Raw genomic sequence first — 23,500 nt, forward strand, 5'->3', positions numbered from 1 at the left:
GGAGAGTTTGTTATGCCGGGCTTTTCATCCTTCGGAAGCCGGCCATGTCCGACAAAACCATCGCTGAAAAAATGGTTGTGAAAAATGCCAAGGCTCTGGCCGTGCTGAATGACGGCAGCGAGCATGCGGCCCTGCTGGCGCGGTTGCCGGCGGAGCGGCGGGTGAGTGAAGTGGTCGGCGCTGCGCCTGAAACAAGCTTAAACGCAGGTCAAACGATGCCGTGCAGCGCCAGCGCCCATTCGACGTGTTCGCGCACGATGGCCGACGGGTGCTCGCGGCGCGACAGCAGGGCCGCGACAATGTCGGCCTGGCCACGGGCCTTGGCGGCCGCGTTGCCCATGCCGACGGCCAGGTTGCGCAGCCAGCGTTCGTGGCCGATGCGGCGGATCGCGCTGCCTTCCATGCGGCGGTTGAATTCCTCTTCCGTCCAGGCGAACAGCTCCACCATGCCGGCGCTGCCCAGGCTGTGGCGCTCGTCGAAATCGGGCACGACGGCGCGCTGGGCGAACTTGTTCCACGGGCAGACGGTCTGGCAATCGTCGCAGCCGTACACCTTGTTGCCGATCAAAGGGCGCATCTCGACAGGAATGGCGCCCTTCAATTCGATGGTGAGGTAGGAAATGCAGCGGCGCGCGTCGAGCTGGTACGGCCCCAGGATGGCCTGCGTCGGGCACACCGTGATGCACGCCGAGCACTGGCCGCAGCGCGCAATCTCCGGCGGATCGACGGGCAGCGGCACGTCGATGAGGATCTCGCCGAGGAAGAAGAAGGAACCACCCTGGCGGTTGATCAGCAAGGTGTGCTTGCCGCGCCAGCCCAGCCCTCCCTTTTGCGCCAGCTCGACTTCCATCACGGGCGCCGAATCACTGAAGACGCGGTAGCCAAAGTCGCCGATCTCGCCCTTGATGCGCTCAGCCAGCTGCTGCAGGCGCGAACGCATCACCTTGTGATAGTCGCGGCCCCGCGCATACACGGAAATGACGGCCGCCGACGGATCGGCGTCGCGCGCCGCTTCGTGGGCGCGCCAGTCGGGGCCCAGCGCCGGCGGCAGATAATTCATGCGCGCGCTGATGGCGCGCACCGTGCCCGGCACCAGTTCGGCCGGGCGCGCACGCTTCATGCCGTGGCTGGCCATGTAATCCATTTCGCCGTGATACCCTGCAGCTAGCCAGGCTTGCAAGGGCGCTTCCATGTGCGACAAGTCCACGTCGGCGATGCGCACCTCGGCAAAACCCAGCTCGCGCCCCCATTCTTTAATGGTGCGCGCCAGGACGGCGAGATCGGTGATGGTGGCGGACATAGGGGACTTTACGGAAAACGGCAGGCGCGCGGGCGGTTACAATGACAGCAGCCTCCATTTTATGCGATACCGAAGATCATGACCGAACACTTCAAAGCCCACCTCCACGATGAAGCCGGCACCGCCGCGCTGGGCGCCGCGCTGGCGCGCGCACTGGCGCCCGGCCTGGCGATCTATCTGCACGGCGACCTGGGGGCCGGCAAGACGGCCCTCACGCGCGCCCTGCTGCACGCAGCCGGCCATGCGGGCCACGTGAAAAGCCCCACCTACACCTTGTCCGAACCGTACACGCTGCAGCTCGATGACCAGAGCGTCAACGTCATCCACTTCGACCTGTACCGCATGGGCAGCGCCGAGGAATTTCTCGATGCCGGTTTTCGCGAAGACTTCGACGGCCGCAATATCTGCATCGTCGAATGGCCGGAGAAAGCCGAACCGGTGCTGCCGCCGGCCGACCTGAATATTTATTTGAACGTTGCGGGTACAGGACGTGATGTAGAATTGCAAGCGTCTTCTGAATTGGGTCTGTCATGCCTTCACCGTCTCAAATTCGCCCCGAACCTTTGATCTCCTCGCCCATCACCCGGCGCACGGTACTCAAGGCCGGCGGCACCCTGCTGTTGTCCGTGTTCGCGCCCATGTCGGCGATGGCGGCGCAAATTCTCGCCGTGCGCGTCTGGCCGGCCGAGGACTACACGCGCGTCACCCTGGAAAACGACAGCATCCTGAAGGCGACCCACTTCATCGTCAAGGACCCTGAACGGCTGGTGGTCGACATCGAAGGACTCGAGCTCAATCCCACCTTGAAGGGCCTGGTGGCGAAGATCCAGTCGAACGACCCGTACATCAAGCAGGTGCGCGTGGGCCAGAACCGGCCCAACGTGGTGCGCCTGGTCTTCGACCTGAAAGAGGAAGTCACGCCGCAGCTGTTTACCCTGCCGCCGGCCGGCTCCTACAACCACCGCCTGATCTTCGATCTGTATCCGGTGCACGAGCCGGACCTGATCGCGCAGATGATCGAAAAGGGCGACTGGTCGAGCGACCCGGCCAAGCCACCGATGGCCGGCACGCATACGCCGCCACCCGCGCTGCCCCTGCCCGACAGCGGCAAGCCGCCCGTGGCCATCGCGCCGCCGGTGGCGACCATCGTGCCGCCCGTGCCCGATATCCGCCCGGAGCAGCGCCCCGAAGCGCGCCCCCTGCCGGGCCAGAAGGTGATGCGCATGATTACCATCGCGCTCGACCCCGGCCACGGCGGTGAAGACCCGGGCGCCATGGGCAGCCGGGGCAGCCGCGAAAAAGACGTGGTACTGGCCATTGCCAAGCGTCTGAAAACCAAGCTGGAACTGCAGCCGAACATGCGCGTCATGCTCACGCGCGATGCCGATTTCTTTGTCCCGCTGGGCATGCGCGTGGAAAAGGCGCGCAAGGTGCAGGCCGACCTGTTCGTCTCGATCCACGCCGACGCGTTCATCCAGCCGACGGCGCGCGGCTCGTCCGTCTTCGTGCTGTCCGAAAAGGGCGCCACCTCGACGGCTGCGCGCTGGCTGGCCAACAAGGAAAACCAGGCCGACCTGATCGGCGGCGTGAACGTGAAAAACCACGACAAGCAGCTGGCCAGCGTGCTGCTCGACCTGTCGACGACGGCGCAGATCAACGACAGCATGAAGCTGGGCAAGGCCGTGCTGCGCGAAATCGGCGGCATCAACCGCCTGCACAAGGGCTCCGTCGAGCAGGCCGGCTTCGCCGTGCTGAAGGCGCCGGATATCCCCTCCATCCTGATCGAAACGGCCTTCATCTCGAATCCGGAAGAAGAAGCCAAGCTGACCGACAATGGCTACCAGGACCAGATGGCCGACGCCATCGTCACGGGCATCAAAAATTACTTTGCCAAGAATCCGCCGCTGGCGAAAAGCCGTCTGACCTGACATGGACACCCGCATGAGCAAGAGTACTTTTGGCGAATTGCCGGCCGTGACCATCCGCGCCGCCGATGGCGCGCAGGCCACCGTCACACTGTATGGCGGCCATCTGGTCGCGTGGCAGACCAGCGATGGCCAGGAGCGCCTGTTCTGCAGCCGCGACTCCGCCCTCGACGGCAGCCGCGCCATCCGCGGCGGCGTGCCCGTGATCTTCCCCCAGTTCGGCGCGCGCGGCACGGGCATGCGCCACGGCTTTGCGCGCGTGGCGACCTGGCAGCTGGAATCGACCGGCGACGCCGATGGCGCCGCCCATGCGGTATTTACCTTGCAGCACACGGACCTGCCGGACGCAATCGCCACCACCTGGCCCTGGGCCTTCACCCTGCGCCTGCGCGTGGCCGTCAAGGCGCAGGCGCTGGAGCTGAGTCTGTCCGTGCACAACACGGGCGAGCAAGCGTTTCCGTTCTCGGCCGCCCTGCACAGCTATTTTGCGATCGATCAATTGAGCGAGGCGCGCATTGGCGGCTTGCAGCGCGTGCGCTATTCGGACGAGACGCCGCAAGATGCCTTGCAGGCGGAAGAGCTGCTGCAATTCGCGGACAAGCTCGATCGCATCTACTACCAGTTGCCGGGCGCCTTGCACCTGCACTCTGGCAGCCATACCTTGCGCCTGGAGCAGCAGGGCTTTACGGATGCCGTCGTGTGGAACCCGGGCGCGCAAGACGCGGCCGCCCTGCCCGACCTGGCCGACGACGAATACCAGCGCTTCATCTGCATCGAGCCGGCGCTGATCCAGCCCGACCTGCTGGCCGCCGGCGCCGAATGGAGCGGCCGCCAGCACCTTGAATTTACTTAATTCGATTCCTTGATGATGCGGCCATTGCCCGGTTGGACTGGACGCGCATTCAAGGGATACAAGCGGCTGAACAGCGCCATCTGCGCCGGCGACGCCTGCACCGGCTGCTTCATCACCAGCCACAGCACGCCCTCGCTGCACGGCGGCTCCGTCATCGATCCCATATACGTGTAGTAATCGCGCCGCGCCGGCAGCATTTCGGCCGGGTCGAGCAGGATAGTCGGTTGCATGGTCTCGAATTTTTCCAGCGGCAGGTTATTCCACACCGTCTGGATGGTCGCTTGCGGCGCACCGCGTTCCAGCAGCAGGGCCAGCACGGCCAGCCGGCCTTCCGCATCGCGGTGCACCAGGTGCACCACCATTTCAAACGCCTTGCCATTGATGCGCTCTTCGGACGGACGGTGGAAATGGAATTGCTGCAGCTCGAACATGCGGTTCTGCACCGTGATGTAATTGCCGCCACTCACGCCCACCTGCACCGTGTGGCCATTGTCGACCACATTGAACGATGACGGGTGGTAGTCAAAGCTGATCTGCTCGAGTTCCACTTTCATGCCATCGCGGATATCGATCGGCGACTGGCGACTGCCATTGCCGCACTTGGCCCAGTCGACATTGATCTTGCTCCAGTTGGCCGGGCCGCTGTCGCCCTCGTACGACCAGTGCGTGCCGCGCGCCACGGGAGGTGGTGGCGGTGGTGCCGCTTTCACCACTACGGCGCGCTTGGCGCGGGCGGCGGCGCGGGCCGCCTGGGTGGCGCGCATTTCCGCCAGGCGCGCCGCGATACGTTCGGACAGGTCGACTTCGGCCGCTTCTTCCTTCTCGCGCGCCGTGGGCGCGACGACGACAGGCGCCTTGATCTCCTTGCCCTTGACCTCCTTGCCCTTCACCGATTCGGTCAGGGTTTTCATGGCGGCCGCGCGCGCCGACGCCGACATGGGCGCGGATGCGCTGGCGCTCGCCGCAGCAGGGGCATCTTTGGCGCTTGCCATGGCCGCCATCGCGGCAAGGCTGCAAGCTAACAGGGCGCTCAAATGTCGCATGGAAATCCAGAAAGTGAGAATACCCTCTGGTTTACGGCTGGGAAGCAACAAAACTTGAATCAGCGGGGGAGTAAAACAGAAATGCGGAGAAGAAAGTTAATCCAGGGCCAGCTGCGGACGGCGCCGCAGCGTGCTTGCCCTGGATCGACGCAGCGTCAAGCCGACTTGCCGACCATGCGCTTGTAGAGTTTCCACATGCCGCCCAGTACCACCGGCACGACGGCGGCGCCAACACCGATCAGCACGATCAAGGTCAGGTGGTCGCGGATCCACGGGATATTACCGAAGAAGTAGCCCGCCGTCACCAGACCGACCACCCATAACAGGGCGCCCGTCACGTTGTACATCTGGAAGCGCGCATGCGTCATGTCGGAAATGCCGGCCACGAAGGGGGCGAAGGTGCGCACCACCGGCACGAAACGGGCCAGGATGATGGTCTTGCCGCCATGCTTTTCAAAGAATTCATGCGTGCGGCGCATGGCATCCTTGTTGATCCAGCGGTAGTCATGGGTAAACACCCTTTGCCCGATGGCCTCGCCTATCCAGTAATTGAGCGTGTTGCCCGTGACGGCAGCCGTCACCAGCAAGGCAATCAGCAAGCCCAGGTGCATCTGTCCCGTCGCGCAAAACGCGCCGGCGATAAACAATAAGGTATCCCCAGGGAAGAAGAACAGCACCACGAGGCCTGTCTCGCAAAAAATAATGGCAAACAGCACTGCGTACACGAGGGTACCGTACTGCTCGATCAAGAGACCCAGCGTCTTGTCGACATGCACGATCATGTCGAGGAATTGCACAAAATCCATATATTTTTCCCTAAAGGTAGCGGCGGAATCATACACCACCCGGCCAGCGCAACGGCAGTCCCCGGCCCGATATTTCAGGATTAATTATGCGGCGCCCTTGAGGGTGTGGCAATTTAAGTAAAGGTTAAGGAAACGCCGCCTCGGCAGGCCACTATCAGTATTGCTATCTGCAATGTTTTTCCAACGAAATATTGCCATTCCGGTATACACTTTCTGACCGGTGCAACCCGCGCCGACCAGGAGAGAATATGTATCTGCATTCACTGCGCGGCCTGAGCATGGCCAGCGTGCTGGGCCTTGCCCAGTTGTCCGCCCACGCGGCGCCTGTCCAGATCAAGGCGCCCGCCGAACTGACCGCCAAGGCGACCTTGGCGGACGTGATCAAGGCCTCGAAACCGTCCGACTGGCGTGCGCTGGACCCGAACAACACCCTGTACATGGACATTCCCGCCGGCCGCGTGGTGATCGAACTGGCGCCCGACTTCGCGCCCAAGCACGTGGCCAACATCAAGGCCCTGGTCGCCGAACAGTATTACGACGGCCTGGCCATCACGCGCGCGCAGGATAACTGGGTGGCGCAGTGGGGCGATCCGAACGAGAAAAATCCCAAGCCGATCCAGCATGCCCGGCGCACCCTGCCCGGCGAATTCACGGTACCTTTGACAAACATCAAGAGCTTCACGCGCCTGCCAGACGTCGATGGCTATGCGCCGCAAGTGGGCCATTCGAACGGTTTCCCGTCCGCGCGCGATCCGAAAACCGGCACGGCCTGGCTCACGCATTGCTATGCCACCGTGGGTGTGGGCCGCGACAGTGCCAGCGACAGCGGCGGCGGCACCGAGCTGTACGCCGTCATCGGCCAGTCGCCGCGCCACCTGGACCGCGACATCACGGTCGTCGGCAGAGTCGTCTCCGGCATGCCATTGCTGTCGACCCTGCCGCGCGGCACGGCGCCCATGGGCTTTTATGACAGCCCCGAGAAAAACGTGCCGATCAAGGCCATCCGCCTGGCCGCCAGCATGCCGCCAGAGCAGCGCGCGAACCTGGAAGTGATGCGCACCGACAGCGCCGCCTACCAGGCCGTGCTGGAAGCCCAACGCCACCGTGGCGGCCCCTGGAGCAAGGTCACTGCCGGCCACGTCGACCTGTGCAATGCGCCGATACCGGTGCGCGAGGTGGGGAAGTAACTCAACCCGAGGCTAAGGCTGGGGTCAGACCCCCGGGTACGTTGGCGCTGAACTTTGCGTTAGCGGCATTGAGGGTCTGACCCCAAATACAGGCATCAGCACAGCAGCGCCTCCCCTTGCGAACCCGTTATAATCAAGGCATGAACGCTCCCATCACGCCCCACCGCCCGATCCAGGCCCTGCCTGACCAGTTGATTTCGCAAATCGCCGCTGGCGAGGTGGTCGAGCGGCCATCGGCCGTGGTCAAGGAGTTGCTGGAAAACGCGCTCGATTCGGGCGCCACGCAGATCACCGTGCGCCTGGAAGAAGGGGGCGTGAAACGCATCGCCATTACCGACAACGGGCGCGGCATCGATAAAGATCAGTTGCCGCTGGCCCTGGCGCGCCACGCCACCTCGAAGATCGCTTCGCTGCACGACCTGGAAAACGTGGGCACCCTGGGCTTTCGCGGCGAGGCGCTGGCCTCGATCGCCTCGGTAGCCGCCGTCACCTTGACCTCGCGCACGGCGGACGCCGCCCATGCGTGGGAAATCGTCGGCTCGCACAATGGCAGCGTCTCGCCGTCGTCGGGCGCGCACGGCACCACGGTCGACGTGCAAGACCTGTATTTCAACACGCCCGCGCGGCGCAAGTTCCTCAAATCGGAGCAGACGGAATACGGCCACTGCGCCGAAGTCGTGCGCCGCATCGCCCTGGCGCGACCGGACGTGTCATTCTCGCTGTCGCACAACGGCCGCACGATCGACCAGTGGAATATCAGCGAACTGGCCAAGCGCAGCGCCCACATCCTGGGCAATGACTTCGCCGAGGCGCGCCTGGCGCTGGACGAATCGGCCGGCACGCTGCGCATCCACGGCTTTGCCGGCTTGCCGACGGCATCCAAGGCGCGCGCCGATGGCCAGTTCTTTTATGTCAACGGGCGCTTCGTGCGCGACAAGCTGCTGGTGCATGCCGTGCGCATGGCCTACCAGGATGTGCTGCATGGCGACCGTTTTCCATCGTACGTGCTGGCGCTCGACCTCGACCCGGCGCTGGTCGACGTCAACGTGCACCCGTCGAAGATCGAAGTGCGCTTCCGCGACAGCCGCTCCGTGCACCAATTCGTCTTCCACGCGGTGCAGCGCGCGCTGGCACAAACCTCGGCTACGGCGTTTGGCAGCGTGCCGGCGCCCCTGCCGGCCGCTTCCAGCCTCGGCGGAGATACTGCGGGCACGGGTTTGGGTGGCTCTGGCATCTGGCGCCGCGAGCAGACGCAGACATCGTTCGGCACACAATTCACGAATACCTTTGCACCAGCATCGCCCGGCGCGGCCCGCCCCTTCTTTGCCGACGCGCCAGGCGTGGGGCAAGACACGGCAGCCTATGGCGCCCTGTTCGGCGGCGCCGCCGCCAGTTCTCCGGTCACGCAGGTCGAGCCCTACATCGCCTCGCCCGAAGCGATGGCGCGCGAAGAGTATCCGCTGGGCTTTGCCCTGGCCCAGCTGCACGGCATCTACATCCTGGCGCAAAACACCAAGGGCTTGGTGCTGGTCGACATGCACGCCGCGCACGAGCGCATCCTGTACGAGCAGCTGAAGAACGCGCTGCAGGCGCAGGTGTCAGGCCAGGACATGCAGGTGCAATCCTTGCTGATACCCGTGACGTTCTACGCGGACGCCATCGAAGTGTCGACGGCAAATGAAAACCAGGACACCTTGAAAGCGCTGGGCTTCGACATCGCCGCCCTGTCGCCCACCACCTTGGCCGTGCGCTCCGTGCCGACCCTGCTGAAAAACGCCGACGCGCAAACCCTGGCGCGCGACGTGCTGCGCGACGTGCGCGAATACGGCGGCTCGCGCGTGCTGATCGAACGCCAGAACGAATTGCTGGGCACCCTGGCCTGCCACACGGCCGTGCGCGCCAACCGCATCCTGTCAGTGCAGGAGATGAACGCCCTCTTGCGCCAGATGGAGAGCACGGAGCGCGCCGACCAGTGCAACCATGGCCGGCCCACGTGGGTGCAGGTCGAAATCAATGCGCTCGATAAATTGTTCCTGCGCGGGCAATAATTTCAACCCCAGCAGCAAAGGCTGGGGTCGGACCGTCAGGGTCCGACCCCGGTATTTTGACGTTGGGGTTTGCATCACACAAAACACAGACCACCATGACAATCCCCCCACACCTCCCCCTGGCCGTCGCCATCATGGGCCCCACGGCCAGCGGCAAGACGGCCAGTGCGCTGGCCATCGCACAAGCCATCCCGTCCGAGATCATTTCCGTCGATTCTGCCCTCGTTTACCGGGGCATGGATATCGGCACGGCCAAGCCGTCGCAAGAAGAACTGGCCCAGGTCCCACATCATTTGATCGACATCATCGACCCGCTGGACGCCTATTCCGTGGCGCAGTTCCGCAACGATACGCTGCGCCTGGTGAGCGAAATCTGCGCGCGCGGCAAACTGCCGCTGCTGGTCGGCGGCACCATGCTGTACTTCAAGGGCCTGGCCGATGGCCTCGACGACTTGCCCGGTGCCGATCCTGCCTTGCGCGCCCAATTGGAGGAAGATGCAGCCGCCATCGGCTGGCCCGCCATGCATGCGCGCCTGGCGCAGCAAGACCCCATCACGGCCGCGCGCCTGGCGCCGCAGGACGCGCAGCGCATCGGCCGCGCACTGGAAATCATCGCCCTGTCCGGCCAGCCCATGTCGGCCCTGCTGGCCCGGCGTGAAAAAACCGTGCTGCCATTTCAATTGCAATCGTTCGCGCTGGAGCCATCGGACCGCGCCGTGCTACACGCGCGCATCGCCACGCGCTTCGACCTCATGCTGAAAAACGATGCCCTGCTCGACGAAGTGGAGCAGCTGCGCCGGCGCGGCGACCTGCATCCGGGCCTGCCATCCATGCGCTGCGTGGGCTACCGCCAGGCCTGGGAGTACCTCGATGGCCGCATCGACCGCGCCACCCTGCGCGAGACGGGCATCATCGCCACGCGCCAGCTGGCCAAACGGCAGCTGACCTGGCTGCGCTCGATGCCGGAACGCATCGTCATCGATTGCCTGGGCTTAGACCCGGCCGCGTCCATGCTGGCGCAGATCCAGCCGTTAATGAAATAATCGAAATAATCATGAACGCTGCAGCACACAAAAAATCCACAGATTTTTCATGGCCGGCATTGACAAGGAAATGGGAAGACTGGATAATGCTCGGCTGTTGGGTGATATAGCTCAGTTGGTTAGAGCACAGCATTCATAATGCTGGGGTCGGTGGTTCAAGTCCACCTATCACCACCAAAGAACATCGATCAGGTTTTTTACTGATCAAAACCAGCATCCGGTCTGACCGGTCTGTTTGGTGATATAGCTCAGTTGGTTAGAGCACAGCATTCATAATGCTGGGGTCGGTGGTTCAAGTCCACCTATCACCACCAAGAATTTGCAGTATGAAGAACCCGCCCCTGCCCCCGTGCAGCGGCGGGTTTTTTCATTTCCGGCGCCGCAGCGCATGCGGCCTGCGCGCAACACCTGCCCCATCCGCAAGCAATCGGGGATTGTGGCAAGCCGCCACTGGCGCTTACAATGAGAATAATTCTCATTCATATCTTTGACTAACCTTATGTCCATCGCCCAGCCCAGCCTGCAACAGCAAGTGCAGTCGCTCTACAGCGAGCATCACGGCTGGCTGCTCGGCTGGCTGCGCAAAAAACTCAGCTGCCCGCATGGCGCGGCCGATGTGGCGCAAGATACGTTTGTGCGCATCATTGCCTCGCGCGACGCCCTGTTCGGCATGCGCGAGCCGCGCGCTTATCTGTCCACCACGGCGAAGCGCTTGCTGCTGGACCGCGCGCGCCGCCAACTACTCGAGCGCAGCTACCTGGCGGAACTGGCCCTGCTGGCCGACAGCCTGCCCGGCGCGCCCTCGCCGGACGAAATCCTGATGGCCGTACAAGCGCTCGAACAGATCGCCACGGCGCTGGCCGGCGTATCGGCCAGGGCACGCGACGCCTTTTTGCTGCACTACCTGGAAGAGCAATCGCAGGCCGCCGTGGCGGCGCAACTGAACGTCTCCACGCGCATGGTGCAAAAATACCTGGTGCAAGCCTTGCTGGCCTGCCGCCACGCCTGCCCGGCCATGGCGGCATGAATAGCCCCCGCACCGAGGTGGCAGCCGAGCAGGCCGCGCACTGGATCGTGCGCCTGAGCGCCGACGACCCGGCCGAGCGCGACACCGCACAGGCCGGCTTCGCCGCGTGGAAGGCGGCCGACCCGCTGCACGCGACAGCGGCCGCCGGCATGGAAAACCTGCTGCGTCAATTGAGCGCCGTGCGCGAGCCGGCCGGCGGCGACCATCGGCCCGCGCGCGCCGCCCTGGCCGCCATCGCGCCCAAGCGTCTGCGCCAGCTGGCCGCCGCCAGCGCCGTGGCCGTGCTGCTGCTGACCGGTGCGCTGCTCATCGGCGAGCGCCCCGCCTACCTGCTGGCCGACCTGCGCAGCCCCACCGGGCAATGGTCCACGCATACCCTGGCCGATGGCAGCCGCCTCACCCTGGCCAGCAACAGCGCCGTCAACGTGCATTTCACTGCGGGCGAGCGGCATGTGGAGCTGGTGCGTGGCGACATCCTCGTCGACGTAGCCAAGGATGCGCAGCGCCCCTTCTTCGTCGACAGCGGCCAGGCGGCGATCCGCGCGCTGGGCACGCGTTTTACCGTGCGCAGGGACGATGGCGCCACCATCCTGAGCATGCTGGAATCCAAGGTGCTGGCGCAGGTGCCACAACATCCGGCCGTCGTGGTGCAGGCGGGCCAGCGCACGCGCATCACGGACGATGGCGTCGGGCCACTGACAACCATCGATGCGGCCAGCGTGCACGATGCCTGGCGCGCGTACCAACTGGTGGTCGACGACTTGCCGCTGGCCGAGGTGCTCGACGAACTGGCGCGTCACCGCCCAGGCCAGCTGCACTACGACCGGACGCAGATCGCCGGCATCCGCGTGGCCGCCGTGCTGCCGCTGGACGACACGGACAAGGCGCTGCAGCTACTCATCGACAATTTCCCGCAGTTGCGCATCCGCATGCTGACGCGCTACCTGGTGATGGTGGACGCCCCCGCCAGCGCCCCCGCAAAGAAATAAATGTATTTTTTGCGTTCGTGGTTCCACTTTGCGCATCTCGTGCGTCAAGGCAGCTGAGATCAATCAAAAAAGGCTGTCACCATGTCCGCTCGTATCCTTACCGTTTCCTCCCCGCGCGCGCTGCGCACGCGGCTGCATCCATTCGCCCTGGCTGCCCTGCTGCTGGCCGGCGCCGGCCTGCACGCCCAGGTGCTGGCCCAGGCTGCACCGGCGGTCGCCAGCTACGCCATCCCCGCCGGTCCGCTGGCCGGCGCCCTGAATCGCTATGCCCAGCAGACGGGCGTGTCCATCGTCATCGACTCGGCCAAGGTGCAGGGGCTGCACACGGCCGGCCTGCAGGGCAGCTACACCATCGATGACGGCTTTGCCGTACTGCTACGCGGCAGCGGCTACGCCATCGGCAAGACGGCGACCGGCTATGTACTGGTGGCCGCGCCGGCATCCGCCCCCACGGCGGCGGCCGGTGCCGCCTCGGCGGCCGAGCGCACCATGCCCTCGATTACCATCGTCGGCCAGGCCGAGCAAGGCGCCACCACGGAAGGCAGCGGCTCCTATACGGCGCGCAAAATCACCCTCGGCAAGGGCGAGCAGTCGATGAAGGACATGCCGCAATCGGTCAGCGTGCTGACGCGCCAGCGCCTGGACGACCAGGGCATCACGGACTTGCGCGAAGCCGTCAACAACGTCACCGGCGTGGTGGGCGTGCATGGCGTGGGACCGGGCGTGGTGATCACGGCGCGCGGTTTCCAGATCGACCAATGGCAGTACGACGGCGTGCCCATCGACCGCAATACCTATGCACTGGGTAACTGGGGCCAGGAAAACATGGTCATCTACGACCGCCTGGAAGTGCTGCGCGGCGCTTCCAGCCTGCTCGAAGGCACGGGCAGCCCGGGCGGCTCCGTCAATCTGGTGCGCAAGCGCCCGCTGGCCACGCGCCAGGTCGCGCTCACGGGCCGCGCCGGCTCATGGGACCATTTCGGCGCCCAGCTTGACGTCAGCACGCCGCTGAATGCGGACGGCAGCCTGCGCGGACGCGCCATCGTCGATGAAGACGACAGCCACTCCTTCATCGACCAGGTGTGGAGCAGGAACCGCACCGTGTATGCGGCGCTCGACTACGACCTCGGTCCCGCCACCACCCTGGGCCTGGCCGTGAGCAACGTCAACGGGCGTGGCCGCCCGATGTTCATCGGCCTGGCGCGCTACGCCGACGGCAGCGAGCTGGGATTGCCCCGTTCGACCTATACGGGCGCCGACTGGAACCGCAGCAAGGTGGAACAGACCACCGTCAACCTGGACCTGGAACACCACTTCAACAGCCAGTGGACCTTCAAGACGGCCGCGCTGGGCGTCGATGAACGCACCAGTTCGACCCACCAGCGCATGGCTGGCACAATCAAGGCCAATGGCAGCGGTTCCATGTACGGCGACTTCTCCACCGATTTCAAGAACCAGAAGCGCGGCATCGACGCCTTTATGCGCGGCAAATTCGATGGCCTGGGCATCGCGCAGGAAGTCGTCGTGGGCGCCAGCTATGTGAAGTTCCATTCCGACGACCGCTATGCGCGCGCCTGGACGCAAGGCGCGCAGATCTTCAATATCGATCATCACCGCCCGTGGCAGGATTTCGACAGCATCGCCGCGCGCGGTGTGAGCTCCAACAGCACCTACGACATGCGCCAGAAAGGCCTGTACGGCACCTGGAACGGCCAGCTGACAAGCCATCTGAAAGCCCTGCTGGGCGGGCGTTTCAGCTGGTATGACTTCGTGTATGCCCCCCAGGGTGGCACGGCGGACACCACCAACGTCACGGCCAAGTTCACGCCATCGGCAGCCCTGATGTATGCGCTGACGCCGCAATGGTCCACCTACGCCAGCTATACGGGCGTGTTCCAGCCGCAGACGAACCGCAACGCGGCGGGAGGGATTCTCAAGCCGATCACGGGCGACAGCTACGAAGCGGGCGTCAAGGGCGAACTGCTGGACGGTAAAGTCAATACCTCGCTGGCCATCTTCCGCTACGAGCACAAGGACCGCGCTGTCAACGATTACGCGGCCGGTTTCGCCTGCGACGGCTGGTACTGCTCGCGCGCCTCGGGCAAGGTGCGCAGCCAGGGCCTGGAAGCGGAAGTGGCCGGCGAAGTGGCGCGCGGCCTGCAGCTGTCGGCCGGCTATGCCTATACGACGACGACCTATCTCGACGATCCCGACAACAAGGGCGAGGTCTTCTCGACCTGGACGCCGAAGCACATGCTGCGCCTGTGGTCCGGCTATACCCTGCCAGGTGAGTGGAACAAGTTCAGCGTCGGCGCCGGCGTGAACATGCAAAGCCATACGGTCGATACCGAGCGCACCTTCAAGCTTGCCGGCTTCTCGATCTGGAATGCGCGCCTGGCCTGGCAAGCCACGCCGCAGGTGGCCCTGTCGGTCAACGTCAACAACGTCTTCGACAAGCGCTACATCATTCCGGCCTACAACACCACCGGTTCGAATAACTACTTTGGCGACCCGCGCAACGTGCAACTCACCCTGAAGTACACGCCGAAGTGGTAAGACGATTGAGAAGCTGAGCACCGGCACAATGGCCGCGCTGCGTGACTGGCCTTGAGACTGGCATTCAGTTCGCGCCGCGGCCGGGATTTTCGGCTAAGATGATGGCGCGGCATTGCGCCGCACCGCATCGTGCATCGGCCTCTCATTCATCTACACCGTCAATGGAACAAAAAGACAAGTCTTGGGTCACTTCGGTGGACGTCGCCAAACGGGCCGGCGTCTCGCGCTCCGCCGTCTCGCGCACGTTCACACCGGGCGCCAGCGTGGCGCCCGAAACGCGGGCCCGCGTGATGGAAGCGGCGCAGTCGCTGGGCTACCAGGTCAACATCCTGGCGCGCAGCATGAACCAGGGACAAAGCAACCTGGTGGGCGTCGTCATCACGGGCTTCACGGACCCGTTCCGCGTGGCCCTGCTGGGTGAAGTCACGCGCAGCCTGAGCGAACATGCGCTCGTGCCGCTGCTGATGAATGCGGAAGATCCCGAACGCCTCAGCGAATTGCTGCGCATCCTCCTCAGCTACAAGATTTCCGGCGTCATCATGACGTCCGGCTCGCCGCCGTCCGCCGTGGCGACAGAATACCTGCAGCGGCAAGTACCGGTGGCCATGATCAACCGCGCGCGCGATCTGAAAGGTGTGGACGTGGTCAACAGCGACAACCGCCATGGCGGCGAACTGGCCGCCAGCACCCTGCTCGACAGCGGCGCCAAACGGCTGGCCTTCATCAACACGCGCGCCAGCAGTTTCAGCGGCATCGCGCGCGGCAAGGCCTTCCTCGAACACCTGGCGCCGGCCGTGGCAAAGAAACGCTGCACGGCTGGCGAATACCTGGCTGACGCCATCGGCTACCAGGCAGGCCAGGAAGCGGCCGACGCCCTGCTCGCCTCGGGCAAGCTGCCTGACGGCGTCTTTTGCGCGACCGACCTGATCGCCTGCGGCTTCATCGACGCGGCGCGCAGCAAGTACTGCATCGACGTACCCGCGCAACTGCAGGTGATCGGCTTCGACGACATTCCCATGGCGGCGCTGGACGCCTACCAGCTGACCACCATCCGCCAGGATGCGGGCGAACTGGCACGCCGCGCCGTCAAGAGCCTGGTCGAGCGCATGGAAAAATTTGCCATGCCGGGCCGCCTGAAGGAAGTGCCCGTCACCCTGGTGCGGCGCGGCACGACACGCTAATCGATTCAAGCACAGCAGATGGCGCAATGCCATCTGCCTGCCCGCCACCGACCGCCGTTCCACGTTTTCCACACTTTTTCGTCCTCCTCCTGTACTTGTTGACATCAAAAAAAATCCGGGTTACTGTTTGCACACGCGTGCTGCACACGTGTGCAATTTCTTCAAACAGGCCAGTTCTGGCCACACCACTAAAAAAAGCGCCCCATCCACGGAGGCGCCATCAAGGAGACTGTTATGTTGAACCACGTTCTAAGAATCGCCCTGTACGGCGCCGGAGCGATTGGCCTTGCGGCCTGCACCACTCCCGCCGGCACGCAGCAAAATATTGCCGCCGCAGTCGTCGCCGATCCAAAGCTGGCGAAGATCGGCCAAATCGTCGTCGTGTACATGGAAAACCGCAGCTTCGACCACCTGTTCGGCACCTTCCCCGGCGCCGACGGCATCGCCAATGGCCGCGCGCCCGATACCACCACGCAGACCGGCCCCGATGGCAAGCCCTATGCCATGCTGCCCGCCGTGGCTCTCGACAAGGGCGGCCTGGACACGCGCTTCAAGGCCGGCATCGCCAACGCGCCCTTCCACATGGAACCGAGCGTCTCGCTGGGCGACAAGACGGCCAGTCCCGTGCACGCGTTCTGGACGCACAAGCGCCAGATCAACGATGGCAAGAACGACCGCTTCGTCGTCGAGGGCAACACGGGCGCCCTGCCCATGGGCTATTTCGACGGCAGCAAGCTCAAATTGTGGGCGCTGGCGCAGCGCTACACTCTGGCCGACCGCTTTTTCCAGTCCGCCTATGGCGGCTCCTTCCTCAACCACATGTGGCTGACCTGCGCCTGCACGCCCGTGTTCCCGAACGCACCCAAGTCCATCGTCGCCCAGGATGAGCGCGGCACGGGCCACAAGAAGGGCGAAGAAGCGGAAGTGACGCAGGACGGCTACGCCGTCAACACCATGCAGGGACCGCTGCTGTTCGATCCGACCAAGAAGCAGACTTTCCTCCCGCCGCAAACCATGCCCACCATCGGCGACCGCCTGACGGACAAGGGTATCTCCTGGGTCTATTATGCGGACGGCTACGACATCGCCGTCGCCTCGACCAAGTCGGGCAAGAAGGCCGACGATTTCTCGTATCATCACCAGCCGTTCACCTACTTCAAGCGCTTCATCGACAGCCCGCAGCAGCGCACCACGCATCTGAAGGACCGCTCCGACATGATCGCCGACGTCCAGGCGGGCAAGCTGCCGCCCGTCTCGTTCTACAAGCCGATGGGCAAGAAGAACATGCATCCGGGGATGGATAAATCGAGCGTCGCGGCTGGCGACGACGAGGGCGTGGCCATCATCAGCGCCATCATGGAAGGCCCGCAATGGAAGGATACCGTCATCATCGTCACCACCGATGAAAACGGCGGCTTCTGGGACCACGTGGCGCCACCGAAAGGCGACCGCTTCGGCCCGGCCACGCGCATCCCCGCGCTGGTCATCTCGCCCTTCAGCGAAGGCGGGCATATCGACCATACCGAGTATGAAACCGTGTCGATCCTGAAGTTCATCGAGGAACGCCACGGGCTGGCACCCTTGAGCGAGCGCGATGCGCGCGCCAACAGCCTGGCCAAGGCACTCAAGCTCTAAGCCTCCTCCACCGTCCTGCCAACTGCTGTCCCGGGTGCGCCGTCCTGCGCGGCGCGCCCGGGCTAACCACACCTGAAGGAAACGCCATGCTGCATGCACGCCATCTTCCCCTGTCCCTCCTGATGCTCGCCCTCGCCGCCTGTGGCGGCGGCGACGATACGCCACCTGTCCCGGTCACGCCACCACTAACCCCGCCCGTCACGCCTGCCCCGCCCGCCACCTACTACCAGACCAAGACGCCATACACGCCGCAGCAGGACGCCGCCACGTATGAAGCCGCGCCGGCCGGCTATGCGCCCGTGTTCACCGAACTGGTGGCGCGCCACGGCTCGCGCGGGCTGTCGAGCATGAAGTATGACGCCGCCTTCTACAACGTCTGGCAAAGGGCGGCCGCCGACGATGCGCTCACGCCGCTGGGGCAAAAGCTGGGCGCCGACATCCTGAAACTGATGAAGGCCAACGCGTTGCTCGGCTACGGCGTGGACGGCATCACGGCACCTGGCTACGGCAACCTGTCGCAGACGGGCATCAATGAGCACAAGCAGCTGGCCGTGCGCATGCTGACGCGCTTGCCCGCCCTGTTTGCGCAACTGGGCGCGAACGCCACCAGTGCGCCGCGCCAGATCGTCACCATCAGTTCCGGCGTGGACCGCGCCAAGGACAGCGCCGCGTATTTTGCGCAGTCGCTGGCCGCCACGGCACCAAACGTCGCGCCGCTGATTACCCTGTCACCCGCACCCGCCGGCTACCCGGCCGGCAAGCCCGTGGTGCAGCCCAATGGCACCAACCGCTTCCTGCTGTATGCGCACAAACTGGTACCGAAGACAGACCTCGTCACCGATGCCCTCGACCGCCATTACCAGACTTACCAGGATAGCCAGGCCTATCAGGCCTACCTGGAAAGCCCCGGCTTCCTTGCCAAGTACACGGCCATCGACACGGATGCCACGGCGCGCACCCTCGGCCGCGAAGTGCTGGAACGCTTGTTTACAAAAACCTTCGTCGACAAGATCGACAACGGTACCTACCGCTTCGCCAACACGGGCACGTACAGTTTCACCAGCGATGACGGCAAGTTCACCAACACCGTCACGGGCGATGGCGGCACCACCATCAAGGGCCTGGCAGATGCCGCCTCCGTGCTGTACAACCTGTACGCTATCATGGCCGGCATGACGAACGAAGTAAAAGCCGACTTCGTGCAGTACATGCCGTCGGACGCGGCCAAGTACCAGGCCTTCGTGCAGGATTACCAGGACTTTTACAACAAGGGACCCGGCACCACGGAAAGCGCCGGCGTCACCTGGAACTACGTGCGCGCGCTGCGCGACGACTTCTTCACCGAAGTGGACGCCATCGCGCGCGGCGACTTGTCGCACGGCGCCAAGCTGCGCTTCACGCACGCGGAAGCCATCATTCCGCTGGCAACTGCCATGGGTCTGAAGACCGTCGTCGGCGCGCTGCCGGCGGCGCAGACCTACAGCTATGACAACAGCAGCTGGCGTGGCCTGTACGTGGCGCCGATGGCGGCCAACATGCAATGGGATGTGTACCGCGACGCCGGCGGCAATGTGCTGGTAAAAATGCTATACAACGAAAAGGAAACCGACTTCCAGGCCGCCTGCGATGGCGCCCGCTTTGCTGCCGGCAGCCATTTCTATGTATATGCGAAGCTGAAGACCTGCTACGGCCACGTGGCGCAATAGTCATGAAGTGCAGGCGGGCAGCCGTGCCCGCCTGTTTGACGTTTGCTGCTAGGCTTGCACGCAAGAACCAATCACGTCACTTACGGATAACCATGCCCCCACCGCTTCCCTTGTCCAGCATGCTGCTGGCCCTGGCCCTCTCCATGTGCACCAGTCCCGCCCTGGCCGTCGAAGGCCATTACCAGACCAAGACGCCGTATGCGCCGCAGCAGGACCCGGCCACGTATGCCGCGCCACCGGCCGGCTTCCAGCCCATCTACACGCAACTGGTGGCGCGCCACGGTGCGCGCGGATTAAGCGGCATGAAGAATGACGCTGCCCTGTATGCGATGTGGCAGCAGGCCGCCGCGCAGGATGCGCTCACGCCTTTGGGACGCGAACTGGGTCCCGATATCCTGGCCCTGATGCAGGCGAATGCCTTGCTCGGCTACGGCGTGGACGGCATCACCGCGCCTGGCTACGGCAATCTGTCGCAGACAGGCATCGAAGAACACCGGCAACTGGCCGCGCGCATGCTGGCGCGCCTGCCCGCCCTGTTTGCGCAAGTGGGCGCGAACGCCGCCAGCGCGCCGCGCCAGATCGTCACCATCCATTCCGGCGTGGACCGCGCGCGCGACAGCGCGCGCTTTTTCACACAGTCGCTGTTCGACCACGCGCCCGCGCTGGCGCCCTTGCTATACCTGCCGCCCGCGCCTGCGCCGTATCCGCAGGGACGCAAGCCCGCGGTACAGCCGATATTGCAAGCGGATGGCGTCAACCGCTTCCTGCTATATGCGCACAAGCTGGCGCCGCAGACGGATCTTGTCGCCGATCGCGCCAACCCGCATTACGCCACCTATGCCGCCAGCCGGGCCTACCAGTACTATGAAAGAACCAAGCAGCTGCATGCACTGATGGACGCCCCGGCCAGAAAACCGGAAGCGGCCGCGCATGCGCGTCACGTGCTCGAACGGCTGTTTGCGCCCGCCTTCCTCGACCAGCTGGAGCGCGGCGCCGCCAACTATGCGGACACGGGCAGCTATACCTTCACCAGCGCGGACGGCAAGCTTACGCGCACCATGACGGGCAGCGGCAAGACCGTCATCCGCAGCCTGAATGCGGCCGCCACGAAACTGTATGCGCTGTATGCGATCGCCGCCGGCATGCGGCATGAAGTGCAGGCCGATTTCAGCCGCTACATGCCCGCCGAGGATGCGCGCTACTACGCCTATGTCGCCGACCACGAGGATTTTTACCAGAAAGGGCCGGGTACCACGGCCAGCGCAGGCGTGACCTGGCGCTTTGCGCTGGCCTTGCGCGACGATTTTTTCAAGGAAGTCGATGCGCTGGCCCAGAGTGACTTGCGCCATGCTGCCAAGCTGCGCTTCACGCACGCCGAGATGATCATTCCGCTCGCTTCGGCCATGGGCTTGCAGCAGGCGCTGGCGCCGCTGCCGGCATCGGCCAGCTACAGTGATGAGAGTAATCCGTGGCGTGGCCAGAGCGTCTCGCCGCTGGCGGCCAACATGCAGTGGGATGTGTACCGCAACGACGCAGGACAGCTCATCGTGCGCCTGCTGTACAACGAAAGGGAAACCGACTTCCAGGCTAGTTGCGACGGCGCCCGCACCGCGCCGGGCAGCGTCTTCTACGACTATGCGAAACTGAAAACCTGCTACGGACACGTGGCGGCGCACTGATGCTGCGCGCCGCCATGGAGCTTTACTTCAGGGTCGGCATGGCAAATTCCGCGCCAGCAGCTGTCGAAGCTGGCCAGCGCTGCGTGACAGCCTTCTGTTTCGTGTAGAAGCGCACGGATTCCGGGCCATGCGCGTGGTGGTCGCCGAACAGGCTGCGCTTCCAGCCGCCGAAGCTGTGGAAAGCCATCGGCACGGGAATCGGCACGTTGACGCCGACCATCCCCACCTGCACCCGGTGCGTGTATTCGCGCGCCGTGTTGCCGTCGCGCGTGTAAATGGCCGTGCCGTTGCCGTATTCATGCGCGTTGACCAGGTCCAGCGCAGTGGAAAAATCGGGCACGCGCACGATACACAGGACAGGGCCGAAGATTTCCTCTTTATAGATGGTCATCTCGGGCGTGACATGGTCGAACAGGCTGCCACCGAGGAAAAAGCCGTTTTCATGGCCGGGCAACACGAAACCGCGCCCATCACTGACCAGCTTGGCGCCTTCCTTGACGCCGGTGGCGATGTAGCCGGCAATTTTATCCTTGTGCACTTGCGTCACCACCGGGCCCATCTCGGCCGACAGATCCATGCCCTGCGTAATCTTGAGTGCCGCGATGCGTGGCACCAACGCTTCGACCAGCTGGTCCGCTACATTGCCGACGGCCACGACGACAGAAATGGCCATGCAGCGCTCGCCCGCCGAGCCAAACGCCGCACCCATCAGGGCATCCACCGTCTGCGGGATATCCGCGTCCGGCATGACGACCATGTGGTTTTTCGCGCCACCCAGGGCTTGCACGCGCTTGCCCTGCGCGCAGCCGGTGGCATAGATGTACTCGGCGATCGGCGTGGAGCCGACAAAGCTGACGGCACGTACGTCCGGATGGTGCAGCAAGCCGTCCACGGCTTCCTTGTCGCCCTGCACCACATTAAAGACACCATCGGGCAAGCCCGCATCCGTCAACAGCTGCGCCAGCAGCAGGCTAGCCGACGGGTCGCGCTCCGACGGTTTGAGTACGAACGTATTGCCGCAAGCAATCGCCATCGGGAACATCCACATCGGCACCATCACGGGGAAATTGAAGGGCGTGATGCCGACGCAGACACCGAGCGCCTGGCGGATCGACCAGGCGTCGATACCGCCGGCCACCTGCTCGCTGTATTCGCCCTTCATCATTTGCGGGATGCCGCAGGCAAACTCCACCACTTCGATGCCGCGCGTCACTTCCCCTTTCGCATCCGTGAAAACTTTGCCGTGCTCAAACGTGATCAGCTCTGCCAGCTTGTCGGCGTTTTTCTCCAGCAATTCCTTGAACTTGAACATCACGCGTGCGCGGCGTAGGGGCGAGGTTTGCGACCAGGCGGGAAAGGCCGCGTGAGCAGCGGCCACGGCCGCGTTCAGCTCGGCTGCAGTCGCCAGCGACACCTTGGCCGTGACGGCGCCCGTGGCGGGATTGAAGACCTCGCTCGTGCGCTCGGAGCGCGAAGCCATGGGATTGCCACCAATAAAGTGGCCGATCTGTTGCGTTGTCATCTTGAATCCTCTATTTGGTATGCATCAGCCACTCATGGGCCGGGTCGTTTTTAAAGTGCCAGACCCGTTTCGGGCCGGCCATCACATTCAGGTAATAGCCGTCATAGCCATACGGCACGGTGACGGGGTGGTAACCCCTGGGCACCATCACCACGTCGTGGTTTTCCACGGCCATGGCTTCGTCGATGGAACGGTCATCCGTGTAGACTCTTTGGTAGGCAAAGCCCTGCTCCGGGTTCAGACGGTGGTAATACGTTTCTTCCAGCGAACTTTCCAGCGGCACATTGTCGCTATCGTGTTTATGCGGCGGATAGCTGGACGAATGGCCGGACGGCGTGACCACCTCGACCACCAGCAAGCCGTCGGCCTCTGCTGTCTGCGGCAGGATGTCGCACACATAGCGGGTATTCGCACCCTTGCCGCGCACGGAACGCGTCATGCTGGCCGGATCGATCAGGCGCGCCGGACGATGCGTGGTGGCCGGGGCGCTGCACAGGGCCACTTCGGCAGCGCTCACGGCCGTGATGCTGACGTGGGTATCGAGCGGCACATACACGGCGTAGGGCGAGACGTCCTCGAAGACGCTGGCGCGATTGCCGATGGCTTCCCAGCTCTGTTCGCCCGCCTGCACGGTGACAGTGCCCGTCAGCACGACGATGCACAGTTCGCGCTTGCCCGTCTGCAGGCTCAGCGATTCGCCGGCCGTCAGACGATGCGCGGCAAAGCCCACATGCGTCCAGCCAGCCGACTCGGGCGTGACTTCGACGATGGTCTGTCCCTGCCCCGCTTTCACCAGTAGCGGGCTCATGCCGCCTCCCGCCCCAGGCGGGGAATGGCATCGACGAGATTGGCCAGGTAATCGTGGCCCATCTTCGCGTATTCATAGCTGGGGGCGACGGCCGGGTCTTGCTCCGCTTCCACCACCAGCCAGCCTTCGTAGCCGTGCAGATACAAACGCGTCAGGATCGCTGGAAAATCGATGCTGCCGTCGCCGGGCACG

General features: G+C 64.2%; 18 protein-coding genes, 2 tRNA genes and 1 pseudogene. 15 read left to right on the plus strand and 6 right to left on the minus strand.

Annotation, left to right across the window (positions count from 1 at the left end):
• Window positions 1-208: 208 nt before the first annotated feature.
• A complete protein-coding gene (gene queG, locus ACP7EG_RS23205; protein WP_426089471.1) occupies window positions 209-1,300 on the minus strand; it encodes a tRNA epoxyqueuosine(34) reductase QueG in 1,092 nt (363 codons plus the stop codon).
• 78 nt (window positions 1,301-1,378) lie between these two features.
• Between queG and tsaE the strand changes: the two genes are divergently transcribed.
• Genes tsaE through ACP7EG_RS23220 form a run of 3 tightly spaced genes read left to right on the plus strand, consistent with a single transcriptional unit; the run spans window position 1,379 to window position 4,078 of the window.
• Window positions 1,379-1,867: a tRNA (adenosine(37)-N6)-threonylcarbamoyltransferase complex ATPase subunit type 1 TsaE gene (gene tsaE / locus ACP7EG_RS23210; RefSeq protein WP_426089472.1), complete on the plus strand. Its 489-nt coding sequence runs from the start codon at window positions 1,379-1,381 to the stop codon at window positions 1,865-1,867.
• On the plus strand, window positions 1,831-3,228 hold the full coding sequence (locus ACP7EG_RS23215) for an N-acetylmuramoyl-L-alanine amidase (protein ID WP_426089473.1): 1,398 nt from the start codon (window positions 1,831-1,833) through the stop codon (window positions 3,226-3,228). Before tsaE ends, ACP7EG_RS23215 begins: the two co-directional genes overlap by 37 nt.
• Before the next feature lie 13 nt (window positions 3,229-3,241).
• On the plus strand, window positions 3,242-4,078 hold the full coding sequence (locus ACP7EG_RS23220; RefSeq protein WP_426089474.1) for a D-hexose-6-phosphate mutarotase: 837 nt from the start codon (window positions 3,242-3,244) through the stop codon (window positions 4,076-4,078).
• On the opposite strand, the gene ACP7EG_RS23225 is transcribed toward ACP7EG_RS23220, so the two are convergent.
• The gene (locus ACP7EG_RS23225; protein ID WP_426089475.1) at window positions 4,075-5,121 is read right to left on the minus strand and encodes a carbonic anhydrase; all 1,047 of its coding nucleotides are present in this window, start codon (window positions 5,119-5,121) and stop codon (window positions 4,075-4,077) included. The genes ACP7EG_RS23220 and ACP7EG_RS23225 overlap by 4 nt on opposite strands.
• 155 nt (window positions 5,122-5,276) lie before the next feature.
• Window positions 5,277-5,927, minus strand: coding sequence for a VTT domain-containing protein (locus ACP7EG_RS23230; RefSeq protein ID WP_071075583.1), 651 nt, complete (start codon window positions 5,925-5,927; stop codon window positions 5,277-5,279).
• Between the two features lie 248 nt (window positions 5,928-6,175).
• Between ACP7EG_RS23230 and ACP7EG_RS23235 the strand changes: the two genes are divergently transcribed.
• The 12 genes from ACP7EG_RS23235 to ACP7EG_RS23290 all read left to right on the plus strand — a co-directional run bounded on the left by ACP7EG_RS23235 (window position 6,176) and on the right by ACP7EG_RS23290 (window position 20,978).
• Window positions 6,176-7,114 (plus strand): peptidylprolyl isomerase, encoded by a 939-nt coding sequence (locus ACP7EG_RS23235; protein ID WP_426089476.1) that lies wholly within the window; start codon window positions 6,176-6,178, stop codon window positions 7,112-7,114.
• A gap of 140 nt (window positions 7,115-7,254) precedes the next feature.
• Window positions 7,255-9,162 (plus strand): DNA mismatch repair endonuclease MutL, encoded by a 1,908-nt coding sequence (gene mutL / locus ACP7EG_RS23240; protein WP_426089477.1) that lies wholly within the window; start codon window positions 7,255-7,257, stop codon window positions 9,160-9,162.
• Window positions 9,163-9,257: 95 nt separating this feature from the next.
• Complete coding sequence (miaA, locus tag ACP7EG_RS23245) at window positions 9,258-10,205, plus strand: tRNA (adenosine(37)-N6)-dimethylallyltransferase MiaA (protein WP_426089478.1); 948 nt, start codon at window positions 9,258-9,260, stop codon at window positions 10,203-10,205.
• A 100-nt stretch (window positions 10,206-10,305) separates the two neighbouring features.
• Window positions 10,306-10,382, plus strand: a tRNA-Met gene (locus ACP7EG_RS23250).
• A 60-nt stretch (window positions 10,383-10,442) separates the two neighbouring features.
• A tRNA-Met gene (locus tag ACP7EG_RS23255) sits at window positions 10,443-10,519 on the plus strand.
• A gap of 185 nt (window positions 10,520-10,704) precedes the next feature.
• Window positions 10,705-11,232, plus strand: a complete 528-nt coding sequence (locus tag ACP7EG_RS23260; RefSeq protein ID WP_426089479.1) for a sigma-70 family RNA polymerase sigma factor — start codon at window positions 10,705-10,707, stop codon at window positions 11,230-11,232.
• Complete coding sequence (locus ACP7EG_RS23265; RefSeq protein WP_426089480.1) at window positions 11,229-12,221, plus strand: FecR family protein; 993 nt, start codon at window positions 11,229-11,231, stop codon at window positions 12,219-12,221. Before ACP7EG_RS23260 ends, ACP7EG_RS23265 begins: the two co-directional genes overlap by 4 nt.
• Before the next feature lie 81 nt (window positions 12,222-12,302).
• Window positions 12,303-14,777 (plus strand): TonB-dependent siderophore receptor, encoded by a 2,475-nt coding sequence (locus ACP7EG_RS23270; protein ID WP_426089481.1) that lies wholly within the window; start codon window positions 12,303-12,305, stop codon window positions 14,775-14,777.
• 194 nt (window positions 14,778-14,971) lie between these two features.
• Window positions 14,972-15,958 (plus strand): LacI family DNA-binding transcriptional regulator, encoded by a 987-nt coding sequence (locus tag ACP7EG_RS23275; RefSeq protein WP_426089482.1) that lies wholly within the window; start codon window positions 14,972-14,974, stop codon window positions 15,956-15,958.
• A gap of 234 nt (window positions 15,959-16,192) precedes the next feature.
• A complete protein-coding gene (locus ACP7EG_RS23280; RefSeq protein ID WP_426089483.1) occupies window positions 16,193-17,593 on the plus strand; it encodes an alkaline phosphatase family protein in 1,401 nt (466 codons plus the stop codon).
• 86 nt (window positions 17,594-17,679) lie between these two features.
• Window positions 17,680-19,299: a histidine-type phosphatase gene (locus tag ACP7EG_RS23285; protein WP_426089484.1), complete on the plus strand. Its 1,620-nt coding sequence runs from the start codon at window positions 17,680-17,682 to the stop codon at window positions 19,297-19,299.
• Window positions 19,300-19,391: 92 nt separating this feature from the next.
• On the plus strand, window positions 19,392-20,978 hold the full coding sequence (locus tag ACP7EG_RS23290; RefSeq protein WP_426089485.1) for a histidine-type phosphatase: 1,587 nt from the start codon (window positions 19,392-19,394) through the stop codon (window positions 20,976-20,978).
• A 22-nt stretch (window positions 20,979-21,000) separates the two neighbouring features.
• Here the strand turns inward: ACP7EG_RS23290 and ACP7EG_RS23295 are convergent, their stop codons facing one another.
• From ACP7EG_RS23295 to ACP7EG_RS23305, 3 genes and pseudogenes are all read right to left on the minus strand, one after another.
• Window positions 21,001-22,500 (minus strand): CoA-acylating methylmalonate-semialdehyde dehydrogenase, encoded by a 1,500-nt coding sequence (locus ACP7EG_RS23295; protein WP_426089486.1) that lies wholly within the window; start codon window positions 22,498-22,500, stop codon window positions 21,001-21,003.
• Window positions 22,501-22,510: 10 nt separating this feature from the next.
• Entirely contained in the window at window positions 22,511-23,308 is a 798-nt protein-coding gene (gene iolB, locus ACP7EG_RS23300) for a 5-deoxy-glucuronate isomerase (protein WP_426089487.1), read from the minus strand.
• Window positions 23,305-23,500: pseudogene (locus ACP7EG_RS23305) on the minus strand (myo-inosose-2 dehydratase); the annotation flags it as partial. The gene iolB and the pseudogene ACP7EG_RS23305, both read right to left, overlap by 4 nt.

It is taken from the genome of Janthinobacterium sp. PSPC1-1 (genome assembly GCF_049897625.1).
Classification (GTDB): Bacteria; Pseudomonadota; Gammaproteobacteria; order Burkholderiales; family Burkholderiaceae_D; genus Janthinobacterium; species Janthinobacterium tructae.